General features: G+C 64.5%; 7 protein-coding genes and 1 pseudogene. 1 reads left to right on the plus strand and 7 read right to left on the minus strand.

The features are described 5' to 3' along the window. Position 1 precedes the first annotated feature (1 nt). From FJV46_RS11410 to FJV46_RS11435, 6 genes and pseudogenes are all read right to left on the minus strand, one after another. Positions 2-481, minus strand: coding sequence for a hypothetical protein (locus tag FJV46_RS11410; RefSeq protein ID WP_232008414.1), 480 nt, complete (start codon positions 479-481; stop codon positions 2-4). A 25-nt stretch (positions 482-506) separates the two neighbouring features. Then, a complete protein-coding gene (locus FJV46_RS11415; RefSeq protein WP_087027162.1) occupies positions 507-899 on the minus strand; it encodes a TadE/TadG family type IV pilus assembly protein in 393 nt (130 codons plus the stop codon). Between the two features lie 54 nt (positions 900-953). Continuing rightward, positions 954-1,169 (minus strand): hypothetical protein, encoded by a 216-nt coding sequence (locus tag FJV46_RS11420; protein ID WP_087027161.1) that lies wholly within the window; start codon positions 1,167-1,169, stop codon positions 954-956. 32 nt (positions 1,170-1,201) lie between these two features. After that, positions 1,202-2,143 (minus strand): type II secretion system F family protein, encoded by a 942-nt coding sequence (locus FJV46_RS11425; RefSeq protein WP_087027160.1) that lies wholly within the window; start codon positions 2,141-2,143, stop codon positions 1,202-1,204. After that, the gene (locus tag FJV46_RS11430; RefSeq protein ID WP_370684665.1) at positions 2,140-2,979 is read right to left on the minus strand and encodes a type II secretion system F family protein; all 840 of its coding nucleotides are present in this window, start codon (positions 2,977-2,979) and stop codon (positions 2,140-2,142) included. The genes FJV46_RS11425 and FJV46_RS11430 overlap by 4 nt, the downstream gene beginning before the upstream one ends. Before the next feature lie 14 nt (positions 2,980-2,993). Continuing rightward, positions 2,994-3,959: pseudogene (locus FJV46_RS11435) on the minus strand (TadA family conjugal transfer-associated ATPase); the annotation flags it as partial. 159 nt (positions 3,960-4,118) lie between these two features. On the opposite strand from FJV46_RS11435, the gene FJV46_RS11440 reads away from it, so the two are divergent. Further along, positions 4,119-5,171 carry a hypothetical protein gene (locus FJV46_RS11440; RefSeq protein ID WP_126130623.1) on the plus strand — a complete coding sequence of 351 codons (1,053 nt, stop codon included), beginning with the start codon at positions 4,119-4,121 and terminating at the stop codon, positions 5,169-5,171. Between the two features lie 359 nt (positions 5,172-5,530). On the opposite strand, the gene FJV46_RS15395 is transcribed toward FJV46_RS11440, so the two are convergent. Next, positions 5,531-6,096 (minus strand): hypothetical protein (locus FJV46_RS15395; RefSeq protein WP_369126898.1); only part of this gene is annotated, 566 nt, incomplete at its 5' end.

Raw genomic sequence — 6,096 nt, forward strand, 5'->3', positions numbered from 1 at the left:
CTCATCCGAAGCGCTCGACGATCTGCGTCGCCGTGGAATCGACGCTCGCCGCGGAGGGGTAGGTGCCCGTCACCGCGGGGACCAGCGGCAGGGCGACGTCGAGGCCGACTGTCACGGTGACCGTCGAGCCGGGCGAGAGACAGTCGCCTCCGCAGACGATCTGCACGGTGGCCTGCTCCTCGGTGAAACCGAAATCGGACAGCGCGAGACGCGCTGCCTCGCGGGCCCGGGTGTCGGCTTCCTGCACGGTCGCGGAGTTCACGTAGACCTTCGCTGCCTGATCGGCCGCACCGACGACGGCGAAGGATCCGCCCTGCACCTGGCCCACGGTGAGGACCAGGTAGACGAGAGGGACCAGCAGGAGGACACCGAGGAACACGAACTCCACGACCGCACTGCCCCGCTCGTCCCGGAGGACCCGCACACCCTCCTGCCGTCCGCCGGCGGCGAGCGGACGCCGGTGAAGCGCGGTTTCGGTCACGAGCCATGGGAGCCCGGGTGACGGATCAGGACGGGAGCGCCGCATGCCCGCGCACCTCCATCACTCCGGCGGGGCCGACGAGGCCGATGACCGGCAACGGCGCCCGGACGATCACCTCGAGGGTCTCCACGCCGCCGACCGTGCTCTGGGCGACGGTGATGTCCGACCCGTAGGAGTCGGCGAGGGAACCCTCGATCAGGGTGCGGGCTCTGGTGACGGCGTCATCCGGGCTCCGATCGGCAAGCGTGCCGTACCTTGCTCCGGACGATGCGGCGTCGATCAGGGTGTTGCGCACGTGCAGCACGAGGGTCAGTTGAAGGATGGCGATGAAGACGACGGTCAGGAGACCGCCGACCAGGGCGAAATCCACCACGGCTGCTCCCCGCTCCCCGTCATGACGGTGGGTTCGGCAGAGCATGCTGCAGTGCGAGCGACGGTGCATGCGACGGTGCGCTGGCAGCACGGGCATGACCTAGGGCGACACCTGGTCGATCGCCTGGTTGAAAAGTCCCTCCAGTGCCGGGCCGGCGATCGCGAGGAGCGCGGCGACGAGAACGGCGGACATGAGGGTGATCATCACCCAGCCGGGTACATCACCCCGCTCGCGATCATCATGCGGTCGCACGTATGCTGCGGCACTGGCGACGACGAGCAGGAGGCTGCGCTGGATGGCGGTCAGGATCTTCATGCCGGTTCCCCCTTGGGAGTGGTGGTTGGTGTTCATAGGCCGAGATTGATGAGGGCGATGCCCGGGTAGACGGCGAACAGAACGGTGAGTGGCAGCACGCCGAACACCAGCGGCACCATCATGGCGATCTCCTTCTTGCCCGCTGATTCCATCAGTTCACGCTTCGCGAGATCACGGACGTCCTGGGCCTGTGCCCGCAGCACGTCCGCCAGCGGTGTCCCGCGCTGCACAGCGACCGTGATCCCGTCCACGAAGCGGGCGAGGGGCGCGAGGCGGGTCCGGCTCGAGAAGTCCTGGAGGGCGTCGACGAGCGGCCGGCCCGCCCTCGTTGCCGCGAGGATCAGGGCGAATTCCCCCGCGAGCTCCCCTCTCGCGGTCCGGCAGATGCGCTCCAGGGCGCCGGTCGTGCTCTCGCCGGCGGAGACGGCAAGCGCCATGAGCTCGGCGAGGGAGGGGAACTCCGCCAGCATCCGCGCCTCGCGCCGGCGGATGCCTGCCGAGAGGACGTAGTCACGAGCCGCGAAACCCATCACAGCGGAGCCGACCACGATCACGATCGCCAGAGGCACAGAGGCCGACCCCGATGCGGCCAGAGCCACCATGACGAGGGTGGAGATCACGAGAGCTCCTGCTGCCCAGAGCAATTGCTGCGCACGGAAGTCCGCGACGGACTGCCCCCGCCCGGCCTGCGCCAGTCTTCGCACGAGTGTCGTGGTGGCAGGATTGAAGCGGTGTGACCAGGAGACGACATCCGCCAGCAGGGGGCGGATGATCCGCTCGAGGGGGCCGAACGGCGTGATGTTCGCTGACGCGTCGAGCAGCAGTCTGGACTGTACGTCGACCGAGCGGAGCTGGGGTGCGATGCGCTGCGTCAGGGTGGGTGCCCGCATGGCGGGGAGCCGCAGGACGATCAGCCACAGTCCCACGCCGAGCAGCAGTCCGCTCAGCGCGGCAAGGGCGACTGTCGGGCTCATCGGAGGACCCGTTCATCCTGCGGCAGCGCACCGACGCGAAGCATGACGCGGTAGCAGAGGACTGACACTGCAAGCCCTCCGAGAAGAACCATGGCGCCTCCGGCCGAGCTGTAGGCCCTCACGGCTTCCGGGCGCGTGGCGAGCAGCATCAGCACGAACCACGGAGCCGCCACCGCGAGGCGCGCCGCGTTGACCGTCCACGACTGTCGTGCCTCCAGCTCACTGCGGGTGCGGGCCGAGTCCCGCAGGAACTCGGAGAGGGTCCCGAGGAGGCGGCCGAGGTCGGAGCCTCCGACCTCGCGTGTCAACCGCAGAGCCTCCACGATCCGGTCGGCCACCGGGTCGGCAAGTCGTTCCTTCAGCCGGTTCAGGGCATCGTCGAAGCGGCCACCTGCGCGGTAGTCGGAGGCGAAGGCACGGAATGCCGGGCGAAGTTCCACCGGCCCCTTGTAACCGAGTTGGACGAGTGCCTCGGGCAGCGACAGCCCGGCACGGATCGCCGATCGGAGATGGTCGACGGCGTCGGGCCACAACTCACGCAACGACGCGGCTCGCTTCGCAGCTCTCCACCGGACCAGGGTCAAGGGAAGAAACCCCCCGAAAAGGGCGAAACAGAGAGCGATGGGAGGAGACCCGGTCAGGACGATTCCGAGAAGGAGGACGAACAGTCCGACTGCGACGCACGACGCCACCAGCCCCTGGGATGATACGCGTTCCACTCCGGCACGCAGCAGCAGGTCCTCCAGCGGATGGTGCTTCTGCCCTGGCGTCCGTCCTGTCGACGGTCGGTCCCAGAAGGACCACCAGATCAGGAACAGCCCGATCCCAAGAATCATCCCGAGCGCGGCACTCACGCGAGGGCCCCGAGGAGTGCTGAGACCTGAACGCCCGCCGCTGCGAACTTCTCTTCCGCGGGCATGCCCGTAGCCGTGAGTTCCAGGACCCCGTCGGCGCGTTTGAAGACGGAGGACGACTCGATGACCCCGTTCTCGACGCGGCGGCCCAGGGCCAGGATCTCCATGACCTGTCGCTGACCGCCGGGACGCCGGGCACAGTGCACGACCAGGTCGATGCAGGACGCGACGGTCGGGACCACGAAGCTGCTCGAGATGTTCTCCCCTGCGAGCAGGGGGAGCGTGCAGATCTTGATCACGGCGTCGTGGGCGCTGTTGGCATGCACGCTGCACATGCCCGGCAGCCCGCTGTTGAGCGCGATCAGCATGTCGAGGCTCTCCGCCTCCCTGACCTCACCCACGATCAGACGGTCAGGGCGCATGCGGAGTGCCTCCTTGACCAGGCGCCGCAACGGGATCTCTCCGTGTCCCTCGAGGTTGGGCTGCCGGCACTGCAGACCGACGACATCGCGCAGCGGCAGCTGCAGTTCGAAGATCTCCTCGACGGTGATCACGCGCTCCCGAGGCCCGATCGATGCGCCGAGGCAGTTCAGCAAAGTGGTCTTCCCCGCCTGCGTCGCACCCGACACCAGGATGTTGAGACCGCTGGCCACGGCCGCCCCGAGAAAACGCGCCGCCTGCGGGGTCAGCGTTCCCAGCTCCACGAGATGCTCGAGCCTCGACGCGCGAGCGATGAACTTCCTGATGTTCACCGACCAGTGCTTGCGCGTGACGTCGGGAATGACGACGTGCAGTCGTGAGCCGTCGGCGAGCGAGGCATCCACGAAAGGGGACGAGAGGTCGAGACGGCGGCCCGAGGACTTCAGCATCTTCTCGACGAGATCCCGGACCTGTTCCTCGGTCAGGGAGAGGTCTGTCAATTCCGATTCGCCGTCACGGGCCACATAGACCTCGGAGGGGGATTAGGTGCGATACAGGTCGCTATCAAACGCTACGTCCTCGCTCTCTCCTTCGTGCGATCCGCTAGAAGCTAGGAAGCAGGGGCACCAGGCATGGCCAGAAGAAGAGCATGCCTCCCCCGCGGAGCCTACGTTCGGGGCTGGTCGTGGTCCAATAGGTCGGTGACTACCAGCCTGACACGAACAGATCTAGCGAAAGATATCGAAGCTTTGCGCTCTGCCTACGCAGAGAACGCGGATGCTCTAGAGGTCGAGGCGGCTAGCGCTCAAAAGTTGATATCCGACACCATCTCTCTCTGGCTAACTGTCCTGAGCGACGAATTTGACTTCTTGGATGCACCTGGAGCCCCGATAGTTTCAGATACCGCAAATATTCAAGAGCACAAAGAAACAATCGAGAATGTCATTCATTCGGTACGGAATAGTGATGCTCGAAATATAGAGATTTGGTGTGGCTATCTGCTCAATACTTTGAGAAAGTACCTGCGCAGCTCCCAAGAGCTACTCACCAAGATGGCTGGCATCGCCCGAGGCAGGGAAAGCGATGGGCATCGCACTAATCTCGTGGCGGTAGAGGCAAATCGACGCTCCGTCGAAGTTCTGTTGGCTCGACTCGAACAGATTCAGCTGTCCTACAGTCTTCGATCGGCGAATGAACAGGCAAGCGTTGCCTTGCGCGAGGCGCGAAGCGCGGCAGAAGACGCTCGCGCTGCTGCAGGATTGGCGTCGGGATCGAAGCTGACCGAGCGCTTCGCGGCCATGGGACGGAAGCACTTCTGGGCCGCCACAACGTTTCGCGTACTCACAGCAGTCGGAGTGCTCGGGGCAATCTGGGGTGTGCTGATTGTCCCTTCCGCAACGTTGGCAGACGGCACCGGCACCGATTCGGAAACAGCGGTGGCCATCCTCCGTGTGTCATTACTTGCTGGCGCTCTCGGACTAGCCACCTACTTTGGCAGACAGGCTGCCTACCACCGGGACGTGAGTACGTGGGCGAACACAATTAAGGAACAGCTACTTACCTTCGATGGGTATGTGGACCCCGTTGATGACCCGCAGTTGCGGGATCAGATGCGAGTAGCTTTTGCCGCTCGGGTTTTTGGCTCATCACCGGACAGTAAGGACGAACCTGGGTTAACACTGAGTTCGCCGCTATTGAGCGAGGTCGCTGCCATGTTCGCTAAAGCCAGCCCGGGCGGGCAAAGGCCGGTCTAACAACCGTAGGCAAGAAGAACGCCACCTTGGAGGAATGGAAAGTTCGCCAGAGCGCTGATAGCTTTATCGACCTGCGGGGTCTAGTCTTCAGAGACGACCCGAGGAGGAAGCGATATGCCTAAAATGCGAATAGAGAGTCTCGGCAACGACTCCGAGAAGCCCGGACGCAAGTTCAAAGTCAAGTCAACTGGTTTTATTGGATTAGCAGTGGGAAGAGAGGGTCGGGGGGCGTCACCTCACAGACATGCTGCCATTGGCTCCCGCGAAAATGTACTTTTGATTGACCTGCTAGACGAAGAGACCGGGGAAGTCCGCACTTTTGAGGCAACTTTCTTGGAAGAGCAGGCACCACAAGAGGGTTAGAAGGTTCTGCACAATTCTTCTCGCAGCCCGCCCCCGCGGTAAGTCGCGCCGGTAACGGTCATATAACGGTCGCGGCTGTAGAACTCGATCGATAGCCCGTCGTTGATCGTCCGGCGTCCGGGCTGAGGGGAGGCTGTGCCCCATATATGCAGGCCGTCCCCTGAGGGCGATACTTCGACCCACGCGCTCGGGTAGCGATCCAGCATTGCTTGTGCGGCTGGCGTAGGTACGCCGTCGACCAGGCAGTGATCAAGGTCAATACAGGCCAGCCCGTCCCCCAGCACGAAACCGAGCCCTACGCCCACGCTCGAGGCCGTCGCGGTGGCGTAGTCGCTCCACGTCGCCGGGTCGTTTATTCGAGCGGCGGCGCGACCGTCTGCCGTAATTGGCAGCTTGGTCACCCGCCCGTTGCGGCGCAGGTTATTCGGCTCTTCGTAATTGAGAGTGCGGGCGGGGTGCTGGCGGCTTGAGTGGGGTGGGCGCGTCGGAGGCGGGATAGAGGTCGAGGCCTTCCGATGATGGAAGTTCTCACACTGCCCACCCGAAAGACCTCGACGTGCTC

The sequence above is a fragment of the Arthrobacter agilis genome, assembly GCF_006494655.1.
Classification (GTDB): Bacteria; Actinomycetota; Actinomycetes; order Actinomycetales; family Micrococcaceae; genus Arthrobacter_D; species Arthrobacter_D agilis.

Excerpts from the sequence above, each read along its gene's own strand:
- FJV46_RS11415 (WP_087027162.1), bottom strand. The coding sequence starts at position 899 with ATGCTCTGCCGAACCCACCGTCATGACGGGGAGCGGGGAGCAGCCGTG.
- FJV46_RS11420 (WP_087027161.1), bottom strand. The coding sequence starts at position 1,169 with ATGAAGATCCTGACCGCCATCCAGCGCAGCCTCCTGCTCGTCGTCGCC.
- FJV46_RS11425 (WP_087027160.1), bottom strand. The coding sequence starts at position 2,143 with ATGAGCCCGACAGTCGCCCTTGCCGCGCTGAGCGGACTGCTGCTCGGC.
- FJV46_RS11430 (WP_370684665.1), bottom strand. The coding sequence starts at position 2,979 with ATGATTCTTGGGATCGGGCTGTTCCTGATCTGGTGGTCCTTCTGGGAC.